The organism is Pseudomonas sp. H1_D04 (assembly GCF_054683855.1).
This window is the reverse complement of sequence record NZ_CP162826.1, coordinates 2,379,523-2,401,594: the sequence shown is the minus strand read 5'-3', so window position 1 is coordinate 2,401,594 and position 22,072 is coordinate 2,379,523. Positions and strand designations below refer to the sequence as shown.

24 protein-coding genes and 2 pseudogenes are annotated in these 22,072 nt (G+C 60.1%); 11 read left to right on the top strand and 15 right to left on the bottom strand.

Going from position 1 to position 22,072, the window contains the following annotated elements:
• Positions 1-126 precede the first annotated feature (126 nt).
• The gene (locus AB4N82_RS10955) at positions 127-804 is read left to right on the top strand and encodes an FKBP-type peptidyl-prolyl cis-trans isomerase (RefSeq protein WP_099601744.1); all 678 of its coding nucleotides are present in this window, start codon (positions 127-129) and stop codon (positions 802-804) included.
• Between the two features lie 55 nt (positions 805-859).
• On the opposite strand, the gene AB4N82_RS10950 is transcribed toward AB4N82_RS10955, so the two are convergent.
• The 8 genes and pseudogenes from AB4N82_RS10950 to AB4N82_RS10915 form a co-directional block, all read right to left on the bottom strand.
• On the bottom strand, positions 860-1,318 hold the full coding sequence (locus AB4N82_RS10950) for an Rsd/AlgQ family anti-sigma factor (protein WP_032884346.1): 459 nt from the start codon (positions 1,316-1,318) through the stop codon (positions 860-862).
• Positions 1,319-1,531: 213 nt separating this feature from the next.
• Positions 1,532-2,053, bottom strand: a complete 522-nt coding sequence (locus tag AB4N82_RS10945; RefSeq protein WP_095185188.1) for a disulfide bond formation protein B — start codon at positions 2,051-2,053, stop codon at positions 1,532-1,534.
• Positions 2,054-2,290: 237 nt separating this feature from the next.
• Positions 2,291-3,532, bottom strand: a complete 1,242-nt coding sequence (locus AB4N82_RS10940) for a heme biosynthesis protein HemY (RefSeq protein ID WP_032884349.1) — start codon at positions 3,530-3,532, stop codon at positions 2,291-2,293.
• Between the two features lie 5 nt (positions 3,533-3,537).
• A pseudogene (locus AB4N82_RS10935) lies at positions 3,538-4,654 on the bottom strand (uroporphyrinogen-III C-methyltransferase).
• Positions 4,655-4,672: 18 nt separating this feature from the next.
• A complete protein-coding gene (locus AB4N82_RS10930; RefSeq protein WP_122756246.1) occupies positions 4,673-5,434 on the bottom strand; it encodes a uroporphyrinogen-III synthase in 762 nt (253 codons plus the stop codon).
• The gene (hemC, locus tag AB4N82_RS10925; protein WP_032884352.1) at positions 5,431-6,372 is read right to left on the bottom strand and encodes a hydroxymethylbilane synthase; all 942 of its coding nucleotides are present in this window, start codon (positions 6,370-6,372) and stop codon (positions 5,431-5,433) included. The genes AB4N82_RS10930 and hemC overlap by 4 nt, the downstream gene beginning before the upstream one ends.
• Positions 6,373-6,510: 138 nt before the next feature.
• Positions 6,511-7,257 (bottom strand): LytR/AlgR family response regulator transcription factor, encoded by a 747-nt coding sequence (locus AB4N82_RS10920; RefSeq protein WP_095185190.1) that lies wholly within the window; start codon positions 7,255-7,257, stop codon positions 6,511-6,513.
• Positions 7,254-7,370 (bottom strand): annotated as a pseudogene (locus tag AB4N82_RS10915) (sensor histidine kinase); the annotation flags it as partial. The gene AB4N82_RS10920 and the pseudogene AB4N82_RS10915, both read right to left, overlap by 4 nt.
• A 390-nt stretch (positions 7,371-7,760) precedes the next feature.
• Here AB4N82_RS10915 and argH point away from each other — a divergent pair.
• Positions 7,761-9,155, top strand: coding sequence for an argininosuccinate lyase (argH, locus tag AB4N82_RS10910; protein WP_032884354.1), 1,395 nt, complete (start codon positions 7,761-7,763; stop codon positions 9,153-9,155).
• Between the two features lie 36 nt (positions 9,156-9,191).
• Here argH and AB4N82_RS10905 read toward each other — a convergent pair whose 3' ends face one another.
• Positions 9,192-9,851, bottom strand: coding sequence for a glutathione S-transferase family protein (locus AB4N82_RS10905; protein WP_122764046.1), 660 nt, complete (start codon positions 9,849-9,851; stop codon positions 9,192-9,194).
• 125 nt (positions 9,852-9,976) lie between these two features.
• On the opposite strand from AB4N82_RS10905, the gene AB4N82_RS10900 reads away from it, so the two are divergent.
• The 3 genes from AB4N82_RS10900 to AB4N82_RS10890 all read left to right on the top strand — a co-directional run bounded on the left by AB4N82_RS10900 (position 9,977) and on the right by AB4N82_RS10890 (position 13,620).
• On the top strand, positions 9,977-10,261 hold the full coding sequence (locus AB4N82_RS10900) for a hypothetical protein (protein WP_032884356.1): 285 nt from the start codon (positions 9,977-9,979) through the stop codon (positions 10,259-10,261).
• Between the two features lie 95 nt (positions 10,262-10,356).
• Positions 10,357-10,611 carry a TIGR02647 family protein gene (locus AB4N82_RS10895; RefSeq protein ID WP_003195403.1) on the top strand — a complete coding sequence of 85 codons (255 nt, stop codon included), beginning with the start codon at positions 10,357-10,359 and terminating at the stop codon, positions 10,609-10,611.
• 168 nt (positions 10,612-10,779) lie between these two features.
• Positions 10,780-13,620, top strand: a complete 2,841-nt coding sequence (locus tag AB4N82_RS10890; RefSeq protein ID WP_122763964.1) for a class I adenylate cyclase — start codon at positions 10,780-10,782, stop codon at positions 13,618-13,620.
• On the opposite strand, the gene rnk is transcribed toward AB4N82_RS10890, so the two are convergent.
• From rnk to cyaY, 3 genes are all read right to left on the bottom strand, one after another.
• Positions 13,617-14,030, bottom strand: coding sequence for a nucleoside diphosphate kinase regulator (rnk, locus tag AB4N82_RS10885; protein WP_032884359.1), 414 nt, complete (start codon positions 14,028-14,030; stop codon positions 13,617-13,619). The genes AB4N82_RS10890 and rnk overlap by 4 nt on opposite strands.
• A gap of 131 nt (positions 14,031-14,161) precedes the next feature.
• Positions 14,162-14,380, bottom strand: a complete 219-nt coding sequence (locus AB4N82_RS10880; protein ID WP_081797581.1) for a DUF1289 domain-containing protein — start codon at positions 14,378-14,380, stop codon at positions 14,162-14,164.
• Positions 14,381-14,382: 2 nt separating this feature from the next.
• Positions 14,383-14,715 (bottom strand): iron donor protein CyaY, encoded by a 333-nt coding sequence (gene cyaY, locus AB4N82_RS10875; protein WP_032884360.1) that lies wholly within the window; start codon positions 14,713-14,715, stop codon positions 14,383-14,385.
• A gap of 238 nt (positions 14,716-14,953) precedes the next feature.
• Between cyaY and lptM the strand changes: the two genes are divergently transcribed.
• From lptM to AB4N82_RS10845, 6 genes are read left to right on the top strand one after another with little or no spacing between them, the layout of a single operon-like run.
• Positions 14,954-15,124: an LPS translocon maturation chaperone LptM gene (gene lptM, locus AB4N82_RS10870; RefSeq protein ID WP_010207449.1), complete on the top strand. Its 171-nt coding sequence runs from the start codon at positions 14,954-14,956 to the stop codon at positions 15,122-15,124.
• A gap of 9 nt (positions 15,125-15,133) precedes the next feature.
• On the top strand, positions 15,134-16,381 hold the full coding sequence (gene lysA / locus AB4N82_RS10865) for a diaminopimelate decarboxylase (RefSeq protein WP_095185193.1): 1,248 nt from the start codon (positions 15,134-15,136) through the stop codon (positions 16,379-16,381).
• Between the two features lie 3 nt (positions 16,382-16,384).
• Positions 16,385-17,215: a diaminopimelate epimerase gene (gene dapF / locus AB4N82_RS10860; RefSeq protein ID WP_032884362.1), complete on the top strand. Its 831-nt coding sequence runs from the start codon at positions 16,385-16,387 to the stop codon at positions 17,213-17,215.
• 13 nt (positions 17,216-17,228) lie between these two features.
• Positions 17,229-17,945 carry a DUF484 family protein gene (locus tag AB4N82_RS10855; protein WP_032884363.1) on the top strand — a complete coding sequence of 239 codons (717 nt, stop codon included), beginning with the start codon at positions 17,229-17,231 and terminating at the stop codon, positions 17,943-17,945.
• Between the two features lie 2 nt (positions 17,946-17,947).
• On the top strand, positions 17,948-18,847 hold the full coding sequence (gene xerC, locus AB4N82_RS10850; protein WP_032884365.1) for a tyrosine recombinase XerC: 900 nt from the start codon (positions 17,948-17,950) through the stop codon (positions 18,845-18,847).
• Positions 18,844-19,539: an HAD family hydrolase gene (locus AB4N82_RS10845; protein ID WP_032884366.1), complete on the top strand. Its 696-nt coding sequence runs from the start codon at positions 18,844-18,846 to the stop codon at positions 19,537-19,539. The genes xerC and AB4N82_RS10845 overlap by 4 nt, the downstream gene beginning before the upstream one ends.
• Positions 19,540-19,645: 106 nt before the next feature.
• Here the strand turns inward: AB4N82_RS10845 and sutA are convergent, their stop codons facing one another.
• From sutA to AB4N82_RS10830, 3 genes are all read right to left on the bottom strand, one after another.
• The gene (sutA, locus tag AB4N82_RS10840; RefSeq protein WP_032884367.1) at positions 19,646-19,972 is read right to left on the bottom strand and encodes a transcriptional regulator SutA; all 327 of its coding nucleotides are present in this window, start codon (positions 19,970-19,972) and stop codon (positions 19,646-19,648) included.
• A gap of 102 nt (positions 19,973-20,074) precedes the next feature.
• Positions 20,075-20,500, bottom strand: a complete 426-nt coding sequence (locus AB4N82_RS10835) for a secondary thiamine-phosphate synthase enzyme YjbQ (RefSeq protein ID WP_032884368.1) — start codon at positions 20,498-20,500, stop codon at positions 20,075-20,077.
• A 212-nt stretch (positions 20,501-20,712) separates the two neighbouring features.
• Positions 20,713-22,050 carry an ammonium transporter gene (locus tag AB4N82_RS10830; RefSeq protein ID WP_032884369.1) on the bottom strand — a complete coding sequence of 446 codons (1,338 nt, stop codon included), beginning with the start codon at positions 22,048-22,050 and terminating at the stop codon, positions 20,713-20,715.
• Positions 22,051-22,072: the final 22 nt, after the last annotated feature.

Below are 22,072 nucleotides of genomic sequence, written 5' to 3'. Positions count from 1 at the left end.
TGTTGACAGTATCGTTTGCCTTGCGTTGCACGGTACGAAAATTCTTATCGATATATCGAAAACACGCGACACTTTTTACCCTTTCACACTGGCATAATCCGTCGCACTTTCGGCGGGAGAATGCCCATGTCGCGTTACCTTTTTCTTGTTCTGGGCTTGGCAATTTCCGTAGCCAATGCGGGCGAGCAATCACCCTCCAAAACGGCAGACCAAGAGCAGCACGACCTTGCCTACAGCCTGGGCGCCAGCCTCGGTGAACGCCTGCGCCAGGAAGTGCCGGACCTGCAGATCCAGGCGTTGATCGAGGGCCTCAATCAAGCCTATCAAGGCAAGCCGCTGGCGTTGGATAACAAGCGCATCGAACAGATTCTTGCCCAGCATGAAGCGCAGGCCGAAGCCGACGCCCAAGCACCCAAAAGTGAAAAGTCGCTCGCAGCTGAACAGCAGTTTCTAGCCAAGGAAAAAACTGCAAAAGGGGTGCGCGAATTAGCTGACGGAATCCTGCTCACGGAACTGACACCCGGCAGCGGCAGCAAACCTGGAGCTAATGATCAGGTTCAAGTGAAATACGTTGGGCGGTTACCCGATGGCACAGTCTTCGATCAGAGCACACAGCCCCAGTGGTTTCGCCTGGACAGTGTGATCAGCGGCTGGAGCAGTGCGTTACAACAGATGCCGGTGGGAGCGAAATGGCGCCTGGTGATTCCATCAGCCCAAGCCTACGGTGCCGACGGCGCGGGCGAGTTGATCCCGCCTTACACGCCATTGGTATTCGAGATCGAGTTACTCGGCACTCGCCAATGATCCAATAAAAAACGGTGCGTCATGCGCACCGTTTTTTTTAAATCACCGTTGAGGATCAAGCCTGAGTGGCTGGCTCTTCCTTGTGAGCGTTGTGCAGCACTTCGATCAAGCAATCTTCCAGTTCGAAGCGCTCATGCAACAGCGCGCCCAACTCCTTGAATTTTTCGGCAACGCAGTTTCCGGCATCACACAGGTCGGTGAACGCCAGCAGCTTCTCAGTGATGACATCAATGCGTGGGTAAATGGTTTCGGCCAAGTCGAGACCACGTTGATCGTCGAAGGCTTCGGCCTCCTTGGTCAGCTGCTCGTAGACGCCGAAGTGGCCGGCCGACACGTAGTCCACCAAGACACCACAGAAATCCTGCAACGGCTCGCGATTCTCACCCAGTGCCTCAGGCTTGGCGCCGAGAGCATCAAAGGCCCGAACCAGTTCGTGACGTGCCTTCAACCAGCTGTCGATCAGCTTGTGCACCCCACCCCAGCGTTCCTGAGCATTCTGACAACTTTCCAGCATGATGATCTCTCTTCCCTATAGGGGCGCTGCCGCCTGATGCCCGCGCAACACTTCAAGGAGTAAGCCGCAGCGGGACAAGGCCGCATCTGACAAGCAAACGGTTTTAATAACGCGTGCGGGCCAGATTATGCCCGCACGACTATGGCTTCAAGGTACGCAGGAGAGAAAGTTCATACAAGTGTTTAATCCCATCCTACAAACCGCGACCTTCGTTCAGCGCCCTACCGGACGCAGGGGACGGCTCAAATACAGCCGTGAAAACTGTATGACACCGAGGACTAGCATGCCCAGGAAGAACAACAGGCTCCATTCGGGAAGGCTCAAGTCGAACAGCGTCCAGCTTATTTCCACACAATCGACGGTACCCTCGACCACCAATCGTAAGGCCTGCCACACCGAAAGGTTATCGATCATGTGGCTCAGGCTGGGCCAGCAATCGGCGGCCTGATCCGGTGCGGCATTTTGCAGCAGCACCTGACGCACAGCGGTAACGGCACCCAACAATGCACATCCCATGCTCGTCAGCCCGTACAGGTAGTAAGTGGATCGACTGGATGAATGGATAGCGGCAACCAGATTGATGAGCGTGAATGCGGCCAGAAAGGCCCGTTGTATCTGGCACAGGAAGCACGGGCGTAACGATGCACCGAACTCAAGATAGAAGGACGCGCCCAACGTCAGCGCACCCGCCATGAACGCAAGAAAAAACAAGGAGCGTGAAGGGGCCAAAGACATGCTTTATCCGCACAGCGAGAGATAGGTCGTTACGGTAGAGGAAAGGCCCGACCCCTTTCAATACGCGACAGAGCAGACAGTTCTGTGAGATCGCAGGGATATCCCGCATAAGCATGAAAGACTTCGAGCATCCCAGTGTAGGAGTTTGCAGTAGAGCGCTTAAAACCCAGCATCTGCTGGGCATTGAAGGGCTAACTCTCAGACGTATCTGAGCAAACCCTCCATTCCTTTCCTACATCAAGACCGGGTAGGAACTGGCAGCGGAGAGGCCAGTAAGCGGTTATCCAGCAGACCCAAACCTTCTTGGAACAGTTGGTTGCTGCGCTCGGTATCACCCAACTGGGCCAATAACCGCGCCAGCTCGGCACACGCCTCAGGATTACGCTGCACTTGAAGGCTACTTTCCAGATAATCCCGTGCCTTGCCCCATAGGCTGTTTTGCAAGCACAGACGACCCAACGTCAGCAGCAGGCTGGCATCACCCGGATGATCCTTGAGCCACCCCTCGGCAAACTTCAATTGCCGGGCCTGGTCACCGCCGCGCAGCAGGCCGTACAGACGAATCAGGTGGCTGTCATAGCCGCGCTTGATAGCACCGCGCAACGCCTCCTCCGCCTTGGCATCGGCGCCCAGCTGGCGCAGTTGCTCAGCGTAAGCCAGCACCAACTGCGGCTCCTGACGCTGAGCCGAAGTGAGTTGCTGCCAGGCCCGCTCAAGGGACTGCAAACCCGCTTCGCCCTGCTCTTCGCGCTGAGCAGCCAGGCTCAGGTTCTCGCCCCAGGCACGGCGCTCCAACTCGGCCAGTTCGCTGGCAGGCAGCACTTTGTCCTTGCGCAGCTCCGGCAGCAGTCGAATGACCGAAGACCAGTCGCCTCGCTGCTGGTGCAAACGCTGCAATTGGCGCAATACCTGGGCGTTATGGGGATGACGCTCGTGCATGACCTGCAAGGTCGTCAGCGCGCCGTCAGTATCGCCACGGTCCAACTGCAATTGCGCATGGCTCAACGCGACCGCCAACTCCGCTTGGGGCTGACGCTCCAGCGCACGCGCCAGCAAACCGTCGGACTCCTCATAACGACCCTGCTCATTCGCCGCACGGGCCGCGCCCAGGTAGTACAACAAAGGCTGGCGCTCAGCTTCAGCTGCACGATGCAGATGACGCTCAGCGCTGGCCCAGCGGCCCTCAGCGAGGTCCATCTGGCCCTGTTCGATGGCGATCTGCACACGGCGACTGCGGTTACGCCGAGACCACGGGTTGACCACGCCACCGGAGGTGGTCAACAGGCTCAGCAACACGCGAATCAGGTAAATGGCGAGGCCGATGGCAAACACTGCTACCACGGTCGCCCATAGGCTCGACTCGTAATGCAGCACATGAGGATAGGTAATCAGCACATAGCCGGTGTGTTTCGAAATGCCCACAGCGAGTGCCAGGGCTATCGCAACCACCAGCACCAGGATCACATAGAAACGCTTCATCGGCTCTACTCCTGGATCGCCGGCTTGCCAGCCGCCGCCTTAGCTTCGTCAGCAGACACATGACGACGTTCTAGGTACGCCTGCACCGCAGCCAGACTCGCCGCCAGGTCCGGTGTCACTACCGACACGGCTTTTGGCTCAAGCTCGGCGATACGCGCCAGCATCGCCTTGCTCTGCGGATTGTCCTGGTTGAAGTTGTCCTGCAACACGCTGCGCGCCTCGCCCAGCGAACGGCTGTACACCGCCGACTCTCCATTGAGCGCCGCCCATTGCGCCTGCTCCAGCGCCAGGCTCAGGGCCAGGCGAACTTGGTTCAGCCCCTGACCGGCGAGCAGTGGTCGAATGTTATCGTCGGGATTGAAGTCGATGCGGAAGTAACGGGAAATCTGCTCCCACCACTGTCTCCAGCGGCTATCCGTATCAGTGCTTGGACGCCCCTGCCCAGAGGGCTCGGTGAGTTGATATTCAGGGGCAATGGCTGCCAACTGCACAACCTGGTCACGCAAGGCTGCCAATTGCAGGTAGAGCCCGGTACGGTCCGGCTGCTCGGTACTGCGCAACGCGGCCAGGCTCTTGGCCAATTGTTCTCGGGCAGCGTAGGAACCTGGATCGCTCTGCTCGCGAAGAATCTCGTCGGCGCCCTGCACCAGCGCCTGGGCACTGTTGATATCTTGCAGGGCGGACAGCCGCAAACTCGCCAGACGGATCAAGTGCTCGGCCTCGGCCAGGCGCCAGTCTTTACGGCTGGCCCCCAGCACGGTTTCCAGACGCTGGTTAAGGCGCTGCTGATCACCTTGCAACTGGGCGACCAGACGGCGGCGCTCTTCCAACTCGTCAGCGCCCGGCAACTGGGCCAAGCGCGCAGCCAGTTGCTGCTGACTTTGCTTGAGGGACTGGGATTGGTCATCCAAGGTCTGCACCTGACCCAGCTGCTGCTGGCTGCTGGCTTGCAGGGCGCGGACCTGCCAGATCCCCCAACCTCCGGCAGCAACACCCACGGCGCCAAGCAGCAAGGCGACAACTGCCAGGGCCATTGCCACGGCGCGGCGTGGTGACCGGTGACTCAACCGGCGCATCGAGTGCGGGTTGGGTTTCATCTTTAGGCAAGGCTGTTTCGCTCACGTATCCGTCCTTTGCGTATCAGAGAGTGGGAACGGGATGACTCCGTAACGCCACTAACAAAGCCGCGGCACTCGCGCCGCGACAATCCACAACTTTTTCTGCGCCAGCAGCCCGTGCCATCTCGGCGACTCGTGGGCTGGGCACGAACAACGGCAGCTGTGCAACCTGTGGCCAATCGGGGCCGGCCAAGGCTTGCAGGTGCAAAAAACCCTGCCCACTGCTGACCACCAGGCCGTTCAAGCGTTCCAACTGGATGCGTTGCACCAGCACACCGGCGTCATAGGTCGGCAGGAAACGGCGGTACAACTCCAGATAGTCGACACTAGCACCTTGCTCGCGCAAACGCTCCGCCAGCAACTCTCGACCGCCCTCGCCACGCAGAATCAACACCCGTGAATCGCGGCACGCGATAGCCTCGCGCAACGCCGGTAATTGAAGCAAGGCCTCGCTGTCGTCGCCGCTTTGGGGATAGTGAACGTTCAGGCCCTGATCGGACAGTACCTGCGCAGTTCCGGCGCCGACGCTGAACCAAGGCATTTGTGGTTTGGGATGATGAGCCAACTGCTGCAGGGCAAGGCGCGCAGCGGGCTTGCTCACCACGATCACCGCGCAATAGCGATGCAGGTCACGGAAGACAGCCTGTTGCTCGGGCGTGATGGGTAAAGGCTCAGTGTCCAGCAGGGGCAAACTGCTGCTGAAAATGCCGGCTTCAGATAACGACGCCGCCAGGGCGGTCGATTCCTCTGCAGGCCGCGTCAGCAGCACTCGCCACCCACTCACTGCGGACCGGCCTCACCGTAGACTTTTTGCAGAATGGCACCAGCGCCTTTATCCAGTAGCTCTTCAGCGACCTGGATACCCAACGCCGTGGCATCACGCTGCGGCCCGCGCACTTCTGCCGTCAACAAGGTGCCGCCGTCAGGGTCGCCGACCAAGCCACGCAGCCACAGGTCTTCACCTTCGAGCACGGCGTAGCAAGCAATCGGCACTTGGCAACCGCCATTGAGGTGCTTGTTCAGAGCTCGCTCGGCTGTGACACGCACCTCGGTATCGTGGTGATCGAGCGGCTTGAGAAGTTCGTGGATTTGGCTGTCGGCGGTGCGACATTCGATGCCCACGGCGCCCTGCCCACCCGCAGGCAAGCTGTCTTCGACGCTGATGGCGGAGGTGATGCGATCTTCGAAACCCAGACGGATCAAACCAGCGGCAGCCAGGATGATCGCGTCATATTCGCCAGCATCCAGCTTAGCCAGGCGAGTGTTGACGTTGCCACGTAGAAAGCGGATCTGCAGGTCTGGACGGCGGGTCAGCAGCTGGGCCTGACGACGTAAGCTGGAGGTGCCGACGATGCTGCCCAGCGGCAGCTCATCCAGGGATGCATAGGTGTTGGAAACGAAGGCATCACGCGGGTCTTCGCGCTCGCAGATGCAAAAAAGGCCCAGGCCTTCGGGAAAGTCCATGGGCACGTCTTTCATCGAATGCACGGCGATGTCGGCTTCGTTTTCCAGCAGCGCAGTTTCCAGTTCCTTGACGAACAGGCCCTTGCCCCCGATTTTCGACAGTGGCGAGTCAAGCAGCTTGTCGCCGCGACTGACCATGGGCACCAGGGACACCGTGAGGCCGGGATGGGCCTGCTCAAGGCGTGCTTTGACGTATTCGGCCTGCCATAAGGCCAGAGCACTTTTACGGGTGGCGATGCGGATTTCGCGAGAGGACATGGATCAATCCGTACTGAATAGATACGGCAGATAATAACAGCTCAGGCAAATGCGCTTTGATTTGAATCAGCAAGTGCGGGGCCTCCCTGGCCACGTCGCACCGGGATAAGGAATGCAGGCCTCGCTACAGCCCTCGAACTAAAGCTGCTGCATCATTTTGCGCACGCCCGCGACATGGCGTCGACTGACGATCAACGCATCGCCGTTAAGCCCTTTAAGGAACAACTGGAAGTGTCCCAGAGGTGTGCGTTGAAGACGTTCGATCCGCTCGCGGGCCACCAGCGCATTGCGGTGGATACGCACGAAGCGTTCGCCGAACTCATCCTCAAGGGCCTTGAGCGGCTCATCGAGCAACACTTCGCCAGCCTCATGTCGCAGGGTCACGTACTTGTGATCGGCAATAAAATAAACAACCTGGCTCAGTGGGATCAGCTCAATCCCTTTGCGTGTCCGAGCGCTGATGTGGCTGCGCGGCCCGTTACCACTTTGGGCGGCAGGCTGGGTCAAGGCTGCCAGTTGGGCGCGGTTGGGGCGCTCGGCTTTCTTCATGGCCTTGAGCAAGGCTTCGGCAGTCACTGGTTTAATCACAAAGCTGACGCCACTGGCTTCCAGCGTCTGCTCAGCAAACTCTTCTTGCGCGGCGCATAACACCACGGCGGGTGGCGATTCTCGCTCGCTCAGCCGGGCGGCGACTTGCAGGCCATCAAGGCCCGGCATGCGGATATCGAGCAACACCAGGTCGGGCTTGAGGCTGTCGATCAGCGTCAACGCCTCCTCCCCGTTGGTGGCACTCGGCTCAAGGACTGTATAACCCTCAAGTTCACTGACCAAGCGGGTCAGTCGCTCGCGGGCTTGGGGTTCGTCATCAACGATCAGGACATTCATATAGCGCTGGATTCCTGCGTGAGTCTCGCACAAGGATAGCGTAGACAGGTGCGGTGACTTGCGTCACAGCGATCCACGCTAAGACTAGCGCGAGCGGCAAAAAGTGCCCTGACAGCGGCACCCATATTTACCCGGACCTGTTCAATAGCGCCCAAGACCTGCTGCCATCGGGCATCGTCGTAGGGTTTGCTGATACACAATCCGAATACCCCCCTTTTAAATGGATAGTCAGGCTCTGACCGCAATACCCGACTTTGGTGCATTCACACACTATCAGTCCAACTGTAGACGCTCACCGGAACGATATTGCGCAATCGTCAAATATCGTTTCGATAAACATCTACCTCCAGTCTCTTCCCGGACGCGTTCGGCGGCAAGGCACTTAGCCATCCTTTGCACAAATAAAAATGCCGACGACCCGCAGCACCGCCTCCACGGGCAACCCTGTTATTATCGCCGGCAGACTTCCACGCCTCTTTATTAAGCAGACCACGAGCGAATCCATGAGCACCGACAAGACCAACCAGTCCTGGGGCGGCCGCTTCAGTGAACCCGTCGACGCCTTCGTCGCCCGCTTCACCGCCTCCGTCACCTTCGACCAGCGCCTGTACCGCCACGACATCATGGGCTCCATCGCCCACGCGACGATGCTGGCCAAAGTCGGCGTGCTGACCGACGCCGAGCGCGACAGCATCATTGACGGCCTGACCACCATCCGCGGTGAGATCGAAGCCGGTACGTTCGACTGGCGCGTCGACCTGGAAGACGTGCACATGAATATCGAGGCCCGCCTCACCGACCGTATCGGTGTGACCGGCAAGAAACTGCACACCGGTCGTAGCCGTAACGACCAAGTGGCCACCGATATCCGCCTGTGGCTGCGCGATGAAATCGACCTGATCCTGTCCGAAATAACTCGCCTGCAAAAAGGCCTGCTGGAGCAGGCCGAACGCGAATCGGACACCATCATGCCCGGCTTCACTCACCTGCAAACCGCCCAGCCTGTGACGTTCGGTCACCACCTGCTGGCCTGGTTCGAAATGCTCAGCCGCGACTACGAGCGCCTGGTCGATTGCCGCAAGCGCGCCAACCGCATGCCACTGGGCAGCGCCGCGCTGGCTGGCACCACTTACCCAATCGACCGCGAGTACACCGCGCAACTGCTGGGCTTCGACGCTGTGGGCGGCAACTCTCTGGACGGCGTCTCGGACCGTGACTTCGCCATCGAATTCTGCGCCGCCGCCAGCATTGCGATGATGCACCTGTCACGCTTCTCCGAAGAGTTGGTGCTGTGGACCAGCGCGCAATTCCAGTTCATCGACCTGCCGGATCGCTTCTGCACCGGCAGCTCGATCATGCCGCAAAAGAAAAACCCCGACGTGCCAGAGCTGGTCCGCGGCAAGAGCGGCCGCGTATTCGGCGCACTGATGGGCCTGCTGACCCTGATGAAAGGCCAGCCGTTGGCCTACAACAAGGACAATCAGGAAGACAAGGAACCGCTGTTCGACGCCGCCGACACCCTGCGCGACTCGCTGCGTGCCTTTGCCGACATGATCCCGGCGATCAAGCCAAAACACGCGATCATGCGTGAAGCGGCTTTGCGCGGTTTCTCCACGGCAACGGACCTGGCGGACTACCTGGTACGCCGTGGCCTGCCGTTCCGTGACTGCCACGAAATCGTCGGCCACGCAGTGAAATACGGCGTGGAAACCGGCAAAGACCTGGCAGAGATGAGTCTGGAAGAACTGCGCCAGTTCAGCGACCAGATCGAGCAGGATGTGTTCGCCGTACTGACCCTGGAAGGTTCGGTGAATGCGCGTAATCACATCGGCGGCACTGCGCCCGCGCAGGTGAAGGCAGCGGTCGTACGCGGCCAGGCGTTGCTCGCCAGCCGCTAAAAAATGTGGGAGGGGCTTGCCCCCTCCCACACTTGATCACTTTTTGGCCGCAATCATCGCCATAAACGTGGGCATCGCCGCCTCCCGGTCCGCTGCCACCTTTTGGGCGTTGGGCATGGCATGTAATCGCTCCAACAACGCTTTCGCCTTTGGCAACTCAGCCAGCAAATCCAATCCAAACAGCTTCTCGCCCACGCCACAGGCGAGGTTCACGCTGTACATGAAATACAGATCCGCAATCGTAAAACTTTCCCCCGCAACGTAAGGCGCGAACTTGCCGTGCCGACCTAAAGAACCAATCCCCAGCAGCAACTCAGCCTTGGATTTTTCCTTGATCGCCTCCGGCACCGGCATACCGAAAAACGCCTCGGCAAAACACGCGCGGGCGGGCAATTCGATGTACAGCTCGATTTCCCGGCACAGCGCCAGCACTTGGGCACGCTGGAATGGGTCTGCCGGCAACAGCGAAGGGCCTTCCTGGGTTTGCTCGATGTATTCGAGTATCACGCTGGTTTCGTTGATAAACCCCTGCTTTACGCCCAGCGCCGGTACCTTGCCGCGCGGACTGATTGCCAGGGCTTCCGGGGTTTGACCGGCATAGAAAGGTACCTCTTCAAACAGCAGCCCTTTCTCCAACAGCGCCAGTTTCACCATGTTGTAGTAGTTGCTGACCGAAAATCCGTAGAGCTTGAGCATCGCAAAGCCTCCAGGCCGTGTGCGGGGTTGGCTGCAAGAGTTATAGATCTTGGCGCCCAGCCTGACCAGCAGCATCACCTGCCTGAATGGAGGTAGACTGGCGCCCTTTCCTTGAGGAGCCTGCCATGAGCGAGCCGACCGATATCGACAGTGACGAAGAAGAATTCACCGAAAACACCCTGATCGAAGCGATCGAGAACCAGATCGAAAGCGACAATCCCCCCGCCGCCAAGGCGACCTTCAACAAACTGACCCTAGTGGGTTATGAACGCGAAGACATCCTGAATCTTATGGCCCACGTGCTGGCGTTCGAGATCGACGCGATGCTGGACGAGGACCGCGCCTTCAATACCGAATGGTATGAAACCGCGCTGCGGGCGCTGCCTGAGTTGCCGCCTGAAAAGGAATAATCCCGGCACGCAGCAACACGCTGGACAGTTCGGCAAAGTGCGTTCACCTTATGGCCTGCTAGCCTCTAATAAATTTTAGAAAGTCTGGAGTCCTTATGTCGTATACCCCTGAATTGGTTGCCGAACTGGAAATCCTTGTACTCTTCCCCTTGGACAGCACCAAGGAAGGTCTGAAGGTCCATCAGACCGCCGCTCCTACTGCCATCGCCGCTGCCAAGCGCCTCCATGCCAAAGGACTTATCGACCAGCCAGACGGGGGCTATCTGACCAGCCTCGGTCGGGACGCCGCAGAGCAGGCCCAAACCCTGCTGACTATTCTGACCACTGCCAGCACCAAAGAAGCAGCCTGATACCCGATACCGCCCATGGAGTCCGCTCACTGCGGATTCCAAGGGCGTTGCTGTGGGCCAGTTAAAATTCTGGCGTCAAAGACCATTTCCCCCTAAACCTCCTACGCCACTGGCTGTAAACTCCTACACGGCCGCCCACGTCGGGCCCTGCGAGCCACCGAGTTCGACATGACCCGCACCCATGAAATCCGCCCTGACTTGGACGAAGGCATCGACCGCAAGGTGCTGGCCCAATTGCGCGCGCGCTTCATGGCCCTCAATGAGGGGCGCATGGCGCGTGCCGTCGAGGGGCTGACGCCGCGCCAGCAAAGCGTGCTGACCCTCCTGCCACTGTTTTTTCACGTTAATCATCCGCTGTTGCCCGGTTATGTTTCGGGCAGCACGCCAGCCGGGCTTTCGAATTTCGAGCCCGACGCTCAGGCCTTGGCCGAAGCCCAACGCCTGACCCGCTCGTTCTCTTACAAGCCGCGCCCGGTCAATCAGCCCAAGCCTATCCATGGCCTATTTCTGATGGGCAGCCTTGGCACCCTCGCCCAAGCGGATCAGAGCGATATGGACGTATGGGTGTGCCACGCCCCCGACCTGGGCGAAAACGAACTGGCCGAACTGCGCAAGAAATGCCAACTGCTGGAAGCTTGGGCCCTCACCATGGGCGCCGAGGCACACTTCTTCCTGATCGAGCCAACGCGCTTCGTACTCGGCGAGCGCGACACCCAACTGAGCTCCGACGACTGCGGTACCACCCAGCATTACCTGCTGCTGGACGAGTTCTACCGCACAGCCATCTGGTTGGCCGGGCGCACGCCGATTTGGTGGCTGGTGCCGGTATACGAAGAGACCCGTTACGCCGAATTCACCCACACACTGCTTTCCAAGCGGTTTATCCGCGCCGATGAAACCCTTGACCTCGGCCACCTGGCACATATTCCACCCGGCGAATTCATCGGAGCCGGTCTATGGCAGTTGTTCAAAGGCATCGAGTCACCTTACAAATCGGTGCTCAAACTGCTGCTGACTGAGGTCTACGCCAGCGAACACCCCAACGTGCATTGCCTGAGCCTGCGCTTCAAGCGCGCGGTGTTCGCGAACCAGATGGACCTGGATGAGCTGGACCCGTACATCGTGGTGTACCGCCGCATCGAGGAATACCTCAAGGCACGCAACGAGCCCGAACGCCTGGAATTGGTACGCCGCGCGCTGTACCTGAAGGTCAATCGCAAGCTCACCGCCGGCCAACGCACCAACAGTTGGCAGCGACTGTTGCTGGAGCGCCTGGCACGCGAATGGAGCTGGGACCAGCGTCAACTCGCCCTGCTGGACAGCCGCAGCCAGTGGAAAGTGCGTCAGGTGGCCTCGGAACGCCGCGCCCTGGTCAGCGAGCTGAACTACAGCTATCGCTTCCTGACCCAGTTTGCCCGGACCGAACAAACCGTCAGCCTGATCAACAAGCGCGACCTTAACGTGCTGGGCCGGCGCCTGTATGCCGCTTTTGAGCGCAAGGCCGGCAAGGTCGAATTCATCAACCCCGGCATCGCACCGGACCTGGCTGAAGACACCTTGACCCTGGTGCAGTCGCCCAACCGCAAGGAACCCGGCCAGCATCACTGGGGATTGTACAACGGCAACCTCACGGCCCTGGAGTGGGAACACTTTGCGCCGATCAAGCGCAGCCGCGACCTGCTGGAAATGCTGACGTGGTGCCATCGCAACGGTGTAATCGACAGCAGCACGCGCCTGGCGCTGCACCCCGGCACCAGCGACATGACCGAATTCGAGTTGTTCAACCTGCTTGGCAGCCTGCAACAAACGGTCGCCCTGCCCCTGACCAGCGTCGATGAAATAAGCCTGCTGCGATCGGCGGCGCCCGAGGAAGTGTTGCTGCTGATCAACGTCGGCGTCGACCCGCTCAAGCATCACCGCGACCTGAACATCCTGATGACCACCGAGCGCACCGACTCCCTGAGTTATGCCGGTGTTCGCGATAACCTGGTGCTGACCCTGGACCAAGTCACGCTCAACAGCTGGAACGAAGTGATGGTCAGCCGTTACGACGGCCCGCACGCTTTGCTCGATTGCCTGCGCGACTACCTCAACCAACTGCCATCGGACCGCCTGCCGCGTCTGCGGGTGCGCTGCTTCTGTCATAACCGTGCGCAGTTCATTGCCCAGCGCGTGGAGGAAATCTTCGACACCGCGCAGAACCTGCTGCTGGGTCAGTCCAACCACCGCTACTTGCTGCAAGTTCAGCAGCACTACCACGTAATGGAGTTGATGCCGGGCCAAGCCACCCATGTGTCACTGGCAACCCAGGACGCGCTGATCGCCTACCTCAGCGAGGAGCTGGCCAGCTACAGCCCGCTGCATCTGGACACGATGGCCCTGGAAGACCACGACCTGGCGCTGCTGCTGCCCATGGGCATGGCTGATTGCGTGCAAGTGTTCTACCGGGTCAATGAAGATTTCGCCGAGCTGTATGTGCTGGATGAGTTCAACGCGCTCTGGCAGCAGCGCCTGCCGTTTCATGATGAGCAGAGCCTGCTGGCGCCTTTGCAGCGCTTTCTGCAATCCATCATCTATCGGCGGGATGCGTTGTCGCCGCTGGACACGCAACAACCCCTGGGCGCGGTGCAGACCTTGTATTACCAACTATTGCCGACAGGAAGCGGACGCGCCCGCGGGATCGAACCTCGGCCGGCGCCGCACAATCCAACGAACAAATCGTTTTACGACGTGCAGGCGATTATCGGCAAAGCAGCACACGGCAAGGTGGGCATTACCCTGTACTGCAATCAGCGGGAGTTTTCCGAATTGGAATTCGGCGACCAGCTATTTGCCGTGGTCGCCCAGGAGATCGTTGGACAGCGCCGGGAAACCGAGCGCTACCGTTGCTACATCACCGACCTGGATCTATCGGGCCTGCTCGGTGATGTGCAGAGCCCGAGCAACCTTTACCTGCGTTACAAGGCCGAGCTGGAGCTGTCGCTCAACGAGGCGCTGAGCCAGATTTAGAGAGTGAAGGCGCCGCCGTCTTTTGGCTGGCCTTCAACACTGAGCAATTCAAGCTTGAGGGTCTTGCCGCCAGGTGCCGGCCAGTCGATATGCTGGCCCACTTTCAGGCCTAACAACGCGCTGCCCACGGGTGCCAGGATCGAGATCTTGCCGGCGTCTGCATTGGCATCTTTCGGATAGACCAGCGTCAGGTGGTAGTCCTTGCCGCTGCCTTGCTCACGGCAATGTACGCTGGAGTTCATGGTCACGACACCCGCAGGCACTTCATCGTGGCCAACCACTTCTTCGGCGCGATCGAGTTCGGCTTGCAACGCTTCGACGCCGGGAGTTTCGTCGCCCAAGCGGTCGATCAGTTGCTCCAGACGCTGCACGTCAAGACGGGTGAGGATGATGGACGGTGCGGTGGTCATGATTCAGGCAGACTCCTTTTTTCTGCACAAAAAAGCAAAACCCCGCCAAAAAAAGGCGGGGTTCTCGCGGGCCTCGATGAGTTGAGGCGTACCCGGACACTACCACAGCGTCACAAATAAACAAGACAGCCTCAGGCGTGCGCCCTGCGCTGCTCGGCCTCGGCGCAGATCACCCTGCGCCGGGCATCGTCGGCGGAGCGCCATTCGCGGATGTCTTCAACGTGACGAAAGCAGCCGAGGCAGACTTTTTGCTCGTCCAGACGACACAAACTGATACAAGGTGACGGCACCGCCGGGCTGACATTACTGAACAGCGGCTTTGGCGGACGTACGGGCGCAGGCTCAGTCACGGTCAAATCTCGTCGAAATCCAGCTCGGCGCCGGTATATTCGTGGACCAGGCGCGTGAGCATCTCGCCCAACAACTCTTCACTCTTATCGCACTGCCATTTGCCGCTTTCTTCGTCGTAGTCGAAGTGAACGCCACCGGAGCGCGCCGCCAGCCACAGCTGACGCAGGGGTTCCTGGCGACTGAAGATCAGTTGCTGGCCACTCTCGAACTTGACGGTCAGCACGCCGGCCGAGTTTTCCAGGTCCACATCCAGGCCGCTGTCGTCAAAAATATCTTCCAGCGCCTGCTGGGTCGCATCCACCAGGTCGTGAAAACGGGCTTCGGTCAAACTCATTGTGGCAACCTCAAAAGTGTCTGGTTTTGCTCAAGCGCCGCACGATACGGGCGAGCCTCGCCGATTGCAAAGGATACCGATTTCATTACCGATGACGGTATGAAATATCCTCTGCCAGCGTAGCCCGCTTCACCTTCATGTCGGCAAACCCCCGCCGGACGGGTATTTCGGCGCATAGGCAAGCTGGCGGGTGGTCGGTATACTTGGGCGCAATTAATGCATATTCAAGGATTTCGCCATGAAGCGCCTGATCTCTTCCCTTGCTGCGCTCGTCGCGGTCGCTTGCCTCGTTAGTGCCTGTGGTCAAAAAGGCCCGCTGTACCTGCCCGATGACAGCAAAGACCCGAATGAACAGGCGCAATCGTCGCAAAAGCCATCCAAAGCGCATAAGCACGACACCTACGAATAAGGGAGCTCCATGGACGCTTTTAACTACCGGGACGGCGAGCTGTTCGCGGAAGGCGTGGCGCTGTCCGCGATTGCCCAGCGCTTTGGTACCCCGACGTACGTGTACTCACGCGCTCACATCGAAGCTCAATACCGCTCCTTCACCGACGCATTGGACGGCGTACCGCACTTGGTGTGCTACGCGGTCAAGGCAAACTCCAATCTGGGTGTACTGAATGTCCTGGCGCGTATGGGCGCTGGTTTTGACATCGTCTCCCGTGGCGAGCTGGAGCGGGTACTGGCGGCTGGTGGCCAGGCTGACAAGATCGTGTTCTCCGGCGTCGGCAAGAGCCGCGAAGACATGCGCCGTGCCCTGGAAATCGGTGTGCATTGCTTCAACATCGAATCCACCGACGAGCTGGAGCGCCTGCAAGTCGTAGCCGCCGAAATGGGCGTACGCGCGCCGATCTCCCTGCGCGTCAACCCGGACGTCGATGCTGGCACCCACCCGTACATTTCCACCGGTCTCAAAGAGAACAAGTTCGGCATCGCCATTGCTGACGCCGAGGACGTGTATATCCGCGCCGCGCAGTTGCCGAACCTGGAAGTGCTGGGCGTCGACTGCCACATCGGTTCGCAACTGACCACTCTGCCGCCGTTCCTAGATGCCCTCGACCGCCTGCTGGCGCTGATTGATCGCCTGGGCGAATGCGGCATCTACCTGCACCACATCGACCTCGGTGGCGGCGTGGGCGTGCGGTATCGCGATGAAGAACCGCCGCTGATTGCCGACTATATCCAGGCCGTGCGCGAGCGCATCGAGGGCCGCGACCTGACGCTGATGTTCGAGCCGGGCCGCTACATCGTCGCCAACGCCGGCGTGCTGCTGACCCAGGTCGAGTACCTCAAGCACACCGAGCACAAGGATTTCGCCATTGTCGACGCGGCGATGAACGACCTGATCCGCCCGGCGCTGTACCAGGCCTGGATGAATGTCACCGCTGTGACGCCTCGCGACAGCGAAGCTCGCGCCTATGACATCGTCGGCCCGATCTGCGAAACCGGCGACTTCCTCGCCAAGGATCGTCAGCTTGCGCTGGAGGAAGGCGATCTGCTGGCCGTGCATTCGGCCGGTGCCTACGGGTTTGTCATGAGTTCCAACTACAACACCCGCGGCCGTACCGCCGAGGTACTGGTGGACGGTGATCAAGCGTTTGAAGTGCGTCGCCGCGAGACGGTAGCCGAGTTGTATGCTGGCGAAAGCCTGCTGCCGGAGTAAGCCATGCTGCTGCGTTTTACCAAGATGCACGGGCTCGGCAATGATTTCATGGTCCTCGACCTGGTCAGCCAGCACGCGCACATCCTGCCCAAGCACGCTAAACAGTGGGGCGACCGGCATACAGGGATTGGCTTCGACCAATTGCTGATCGTCGAGGCGCCAAGCAACCCGGAGGTGGATTTCCGTTATCGAATCTTCAACTCCGACGGTTCCGAAGTGGAACAGTGCGGCAACGGTGCGCGCTGTTTCGCGCGTTTCGTGCTGGATAAGCGCCTGACCGCCAAGCGCCAGATCCGCGTCGAGACCAAGAGCGGCGTGATCGAGCTGGATATTCGCAGCGACGGCCAAATCAGCGTCAACATGGGCGCGCCGCGCTTGGTGCCAGCGGATATTCCGTTCCAGGCCAGCGAGCAGGCCACCAGCTATGCAGTCGATGTCGACGGCAAGATCGTCGACTTGGCGGCCGTCTCCATGGGCAACCCCCATGCCGTGTTGCGGGTCAACGACATCAACAATGCCCCCGTACATGAACTGGGGCCGAAGATCGAACACCACCCGCGCTTTCCGGCACGGGTCAACGTGGGTTTCCTGCAGGTGATCGACCGTTCCCGCGCGCAATTGCGTGTGTGGGAACGCGGCGCCGGCGAAACCCAGGCCTGCGGCACCGGTGCTTGCGCCGCTGCTGTGGCCGCGATCAGCCAGGGGTGGATGGATTCGCCGCTGCTGATCGACCTGCCCGGTGGACGCCTGTCCATCGAATGGGCAGGCCCTGGCCACCCGGTGCTGATGACCGGGCCGGCCTCGCGTGTATACGAAGGACAGGTCCGTCTATGAGTGAGCCAAGCTAATGACCGATAAGCCTCAAGTACCCGCACCCGCAACCCCGAGCGAAAGTCTGGAGGCCGCTGCTGTCGCGGCGTACCTTGAGGCGAATCCGGATTTCTTCGTCGAGCACGAAGAACTGCTGCCGGCGCTGCGCATCCCCCACCAACGCGGCGACACCGTGTCGCTGGTGGAGCGACAGATGAAGATCCTGCGCGAGCGCAATATCGAGATGCGTCATAAGCTCTCGCACTTGATGGACGTCGCCCGCGACAACGACCGCCTGTTCGACAAAACCCGTCGCCTGATTCTTGCGCTGATGGACGCCACCAGCCTGGAAGAAACCGTGATCGCCGTGGAAGACAGCCTGCGCCAGGACTTCCAAGTGCCATTTGTCAGCCTGATCCTATTCAGCGATAACCCGATGCCTGTAGGCCGTTGGGTCAGCGGCAGCGACGCACAGACCGCGATTGGCGGCCTGTTGTCCGAGGGCAAGACCATCAGCGGCACCTTGCGCGAGCATGAGCTGGACTTCCTGTTTGGTCCCGAACAGCTCAAGGAGATCGGCTCCACAGCCGTGGTCGCCCTCAGCCATCAAGGCTTGCATGGCGTGCTGGCTATCGCCAGCCGTGATCCTGCGCACTACAAAAGCTCGGTGGGCACGCTGTTCCTGACCTATATCGCCGAAGTGTTGGGCCGCGTCCTGCCGCGCTTCACCACCGCCCTGCGCGCGGTGCGCTAGCCATGGAACGGCAACTGGACGCTTACTGCGCTCACCTGCGCAACGAGCGCCAGGTGTCGCCCCACACACTGGAAGCCTACCGGCGGGACTTGAACAAGGTCCTGGCCTACTGCGAAAAACAGCAGGTCACCAGTTGGAAGGCCTTGGATATCCAAAGCCTGCGCAGCCTGATCGCGCGCTTGCACCAGACGGGCCAATCCTCGCGCAGCCTGGCTCGCCTGCTGTCGGCTGTGCGCGGGCTCTATCACTACCTCAACCGCGAAGGCCTGTGCGACCACGACCCGGCCAACGGCCTGTCTCCGCCCAAGGGCGAACGGCGCCTGCCCAAGACCCTGGACACCGACCGCGCCCTGCAATTGCTCGATGGCGCCGTAGAGGATGACTTCCTCGCCCACCGCGACCAGGCGATCCTGGAGCTGTTCTATTCCTCGGGCCTGCGCCTGTCGGAACTCACGGGCCTGAACCTAGACCAATTGGACCTGGCAGACGGCCTGGTGCAAGTACTCGGCAAGGGCAGCAAAACCCGCGTGCTGCCGGTGGGTAGGAAGGCCCGCGAAGCCCTGCAACTCTGGCTTCCGCTGCGGGCGTTGGCCAACCCGGCGGACGACGCCGTGTTTATCAGCCAGCAAGGCCGGCGACTGGGGCCGCGGGCTATTCAGGTGCGGGTCAAAGCCGCCGGGGAGCGCGAACTGGGTCAAAACCTGCACCCGCATATGCTGCGGCACTCCTTTGCCAGCCATATGCTGGAATCGTCCCAGGATCTGCGCGCCGTGCAGGAGTTGCTGGGCCACTCCGATATCAAGACCACGCAGATCTACACCCATCTGGACTTCCAACACCTGGCAACGGTGTACGACAGCGCCCATCCACGGGCCAAACGCATCAAGGGCGGCGACTCATGAGTATCAAGCTGATCACCTTCGACCTGGACGACACACTCTGGGACAACGTACCCGTCATCATCAGCGCCGAGGCGTCGATGCGCGAATGGCTGGTCGTGCATGCCCCCAACGTCGGCGACCTGCCACTGGAGCATTTCGCCAGCCTGCGCCAACAGGTGCTGCAGCGTCATCCGGAGCTCAAACACCGCATCAGCGTGTTGCGCCACCGGGTGCTGATGCACGCCTTCGAGGAGGCCGGATATCCACAGCCGCAAGCCACGGAAATGGCAGACGTGTGCTTCGAGGCGTTCATTCACGCCCGTCATCAGCTCACTCCCTTCCCTGAAGCCGAGCCGATGTTGCAAGCGCTGCGCCAGCACTTTCTGCTGGGTGTGATCACCAATGGCAATGCCGATGTGCAGCGTGTGGGCCTGGCTGACTACTTTCACTTTGCGCTGCGCGCTGAAGATATTGGTATTGCCAAGCCAGATGCGCGGCTGTTCCAGGAAGCGCTGCAACGCGGCGGAGTGGATGCCAGCGCAGCGGTGCACGTTGGCGACCATCCCGGGGACGACATTGCGGGGGCGCAGCAGGCGGGGCTGCGGGCCGTGTGGTTTAACCCCAGCGCCAAGGTGTGGGAAGGGGATAAACGCCCCGACGCGGAGATTCGTAGCCTTACGGAGCTGCCGGAATTACTCCGCAAGTGGCAGTAGTATTAGAGATCCCAATATGGGGATCACCACGAAGCTCAAATAAATCAGCAAGCATGAAAAAGCCCGCAGCGACGGCGGGCTTTTTCTTACAAGCAGGTGACTGACCTCAGATAGGTCGGCTGCCGTACTTGTTATCCGGCTTCTTGGGTGGGTCTGCCACCACGTTAGCCTCGACTTCCTGCACTCTGCCGCCTTTAGCGAGGAATTCTTCCATCGCACGGGCCAGAGCATCGCGCTCTTTGTTCTTGGCCTCAACGCTCGGCAATTCATCTACCGAAACAGCTGCCTTGGCTTTGCCTTTGGCCGCAGGGGCAGGCGCATCATCGCCACCATCGTCGTCCGCAACGTCTTCCGCTGCAGCTTCAAGACCTTCTTCGGTGTCGTCTTCGTCACCTACTTCGAGTTCGTCGTTTTCCAGATCATCGTCGCTCATGTTCTACCTCATGACTTGCGAAAAGCAGATTAGTTATAGCCCAGCTTCGCCCTCTGTCGAGGCCGCCAGGGAAAAATCAACATCCACTGGATAACCAGTGGCTTACGCCCCGTCACCGTGCAAGGTGGCGAGGACTTTACGAGCACCGCCATGATCACGGTGCTCGCCCAGATAAACACCTTGCCAGGTACCCATCGCCAAGCGACCGGCCTTGACCGGCAAACTCAGCTGGCAGCCCAGGAGACTGGCCTTGAAGTGCGCCGGCAGATCATCCGGACCTTCGTCATTGTGTTCGAACCCGGCACGGCCTTGCGGCACCAGCAAGTTGAAAAAACGTTCGAAGTCACGGCGAACCGCCGGATCGGCATTCTCGTTGACGGTCAGAGAAGCCGAGGTGTGCTGCAACCACAGGTGTAACAGGCCCACACGACACGCCTTCAGTTCAGGCAAGCCGGCAAGCAACTCATCGGTCACCAAGTGAAAGCCCCGGGGCTTGGCCCGCAGGGTAATCAGGGTCTGTTGCCACATAGAGTTCTCTCGCCCATCGGCGCGCATTCTAGCGCGCTCTGGGAAAAAACAAAGTGCCGAATACGCCTACGTGCCTGTAAGACATTCGCATACTGAAAAGTGCCGTGTGCGGCCGATCACAAACTTTGCGCAAAAACCGGCACAGCGTCTTACGACTGACAAACACCAGGCAAAAAAATGCCCGGCAAGCCGGGCATTTTTTTTACGCGCACTTACAAGTTGTAGCCGCGTTCGTTGTGTTGCGCCAGGTCGAGGCCGACAGCCTCTTCCTCTTCGGTAACACGCAGGCCAATGACCATATCGAGCACCTTGAGGATGACGTAGGTGACGATCGCCGTGTAGATCACGGTGAAGCCAACACCCTTGCACTGGATCCAGACTTGAGCCGCGATGTCAGTGACGGTGCCGAAGCCGCCCAAAGCAGGGGCTGCGAATACACCTGTGAGGATCGCACCGACGATACCGCCGATACCGTGCACGCCGAATGCGTCCAGGGAGTCGTCGTAGCCCAGCTTACGCTTGAGGCTGGTCGCGCAGAAGAAGCAGACCACACCGGCCACCAGGCCGATTACCAGAGCGCCCATCGGGCCAACGGTGCCGGCGGCTGGTGTTACAGCTACCAGACCAGCGACTACGCCCGAGGCGATGCCCAGTGCACTTGGCTTGCCGTGAGTGATCCACTCGGCGAACATCCAGCCCAACGCCGCAGCAGCGGTAGCGATCTGAGTGACCAGCATCGCCATGCCAGCAGTGCCGTTGGCCGCAGCAGCGGAGCCGGCGTTGAAGCCGAACCAACCGATCCACAGCATTGCCGCGCCCACCAGGGTGTAACCCAGGTTGTGCGGTGCCATCGGAGTGGTAGGGAAGCCTTTACGCTTGCCGAGCACGATGCACGCCACCAGCCCAGCCACACCGGCGTTGATGTGCACCACGGTGCCGCCGGCAAAGTCCAGCACGCCCCAGTCCCACATCAGGCCGCCGTTGCCGCTCCAGACCATGTGCGCGATTGGCGCATAAACCAGGGTGAACCAGATGCCCATGAAGATCAGCATCGCAGAGAACTTCATACGCTCAGCGAAGGCACCGACGATCAGCGCCGGGGTGATGATGGCGAAGGTCATCTGGAAGGTGATGAACACCGCTTCCGGGAACAACGCCGCAGGCCCGGTGATGCTGGCTGGGGTCACACCCGCCAGGAACGCCTTGCCCATGCCGCCGAAGAAGGAATTGAAGTTGACCACACCCTGTTCCATACCGGTGGTATCGAACGCAATGCTGTAGCCGTAGACGACCCACAGGATGCTGATCAGGCCAGTGATGGCGAAGCACTGCATCATCACCGACAGAATATTTTTGGAGCGGACCATGCCGCCGTAGAACAGCGCCAGGCCGGGAATGGTCATGAACAGCACCAGTGCGGTGGCGGTCAGCATCCAGGCGGTGTCGCCAGAGTTGAGGACTGGAGCAGCCACTTCGTCTGCCGCCATGGCCAGGCTTGGCATTACGATGGACAACAGGGCTCCGAGCCCTGCGAATTTACGCAGAGTCATATTGTTTTCTCCTGGGGCGTTG

Excerpts from the sequence above, each read along its gene's own strand:
- AB4N82_RS10855 (WP_032884363.1), top strand. The coding sequence starts at position 17,229 with ATGACCGATAAGCCTCAAGTACCCGCACCCGCAACCCCGAGCGAAAGT.
- AB4N82_RS10920 (WP_095185190.1), bottom strand. The coding sequence starts at position 7,257 with ATGAATGTCCTGATCGTTGATGACGAACCCCAAGCCCGCGAGCGACTG.
- rnk (WP_032884359.1), bottom strand. The coding sequence starts at position 14,030 with ATGACCACCGCACCGTCCATCATCCTCACCCGTCTTGACGTGCAGCGT.
- AB4N82_RS10890 (WP_122763964.1), top strand. The coding sequence starts at position 10,780 with ATGACCCGCACCCATGAAATCCGCCCTGACTTGGACGAAGGCATCGAC.
- dapF (WP_032884362.1), top strand. The coding sequence starts at position 16,385 with ATGCTGCTGCGTTTTACCAAGATGCACGGGCTCGGCAATGATTTCATG.
- AB4N82_RS10845 (WP_032884366.1), top strand. The coding sequence starts at position 18,844 with ATGAGTATCAAGCTGATCACCTTCGACCTGGACGACACACTCTGGGAC.
- AB4N82_RS10945 (WP_095185188.1), bottom strand. The coding sequence starts at position 2,053 with ATGTCTTTGGCCCCTTCACGCTCCTTGTTTTTTCTTGCGTTCATGGCG.
- AB4N82_RS10835 (WP_032884368.1), bottom strand. The coding sequence starts at position 20,500 with ATGTGGCAACAGACCCTGATTACCCTGCGGGCCAAGCCCCGGGGCTTT.
- cyaY (WP_032884360.1), bottom strand. The coding sequence starts at position 14,715 with ATGAGTTTGACCGAAGCCCGTTTTCACGACCTGGTGGATGCGACCCAG.
- lptM (WP_010207449.1), top strand. The coding sequence starts at position 14,954 with ATGAAGCGCCTGATCTCTTCCCTTGCTGCGCTCGTCGCGGTCGCTTGC.
- AB4N82_RS10940 (WP_032884349.1), bottom strand. The coding sequence starts at position 3,532 with ATGAAGCGTTTCTATGTGATCCTGGTGCTGGTGGTTGCGATAGCCCTG.
- argH (WP_032884354.1), top strand. The coding sequence starts at position 7,761 with ATGAGCACCGACAAGACCAACCAGTCCTGGGGCGGCCGCTTCAGTGAA.
- sutA (WP_032884367.1), bottom strand. The coding sequence starts at position 19,972 with ATGAGCGACGATGATCTGGAAAACGACGAACTCGAAGTAGGTGACGAA.
- AB4N82_RS10950 (WP_032884346.1), bottom strand. The coding sequence starts at position 1,318 with ATGCTGGAAAGTTGTCAGAATGCTCAGGAACGCTGGGGTGGGGTGCAC.
- AB4N82_RS10830 (WP_032884369.1), bottom strand. The coding sequence starts at position 22,050 with ATGACTCTGCGTAAATTCGCAGGGCTCGGAGCCCTGTTGTCCATCGTA.
- AB4N82_RS10900 (WP_032884356.1), top strand. The coding sequence starts at position 9,977 with ATGAGCGAGCCGACCGATATCGACAGTGACGAAGAAGAATTCACCGAA.
- hemC (WP_032884352.1), bottom strand. The coding sequence starts at position 6,372 with ATGTCCTCTCGCGAAATCCGCATCGCCACCCGTAAAAGTGCTCTGGCC.
- AB4N82_RS10905 (WP_122764046.1), bottom strand. The coding sequence starts at position 9,851 with ATGCTCAAGCTCTACGGATTTTCGGTCAGCAACTACTACAACATGGTG.
- xerC (WP_032884365.1), top strand. The coding sequence starts at position 17,948 with ATGGAACGGCAACTGGACGCTTACTGCGCTCACCTGCGCAACGAGCGC.
- AB4N82_RS10895 (WP_003195403.1), top strand. The coding sequence starts at position 10,357 with ATGTCGTATACCCCTGAATTGGTTGCCGAACTGGAAATCCTTGTACTC.
- AB4N82_RS10955 (WP_099601744.1), top strand. The coding sequence starts at position 127 with ATGTCGCGTTACCTTTTTCTTGTTCTGGGCTTGGCAATTTCCGTAGCC.
- lysA (WP_095185193.1), top strand. The coding sequence starts at position 15,134 with ATGGACGCTTTTAACTACCGGGACGGCGAGCTGTTCGCGGAAGGCGTG.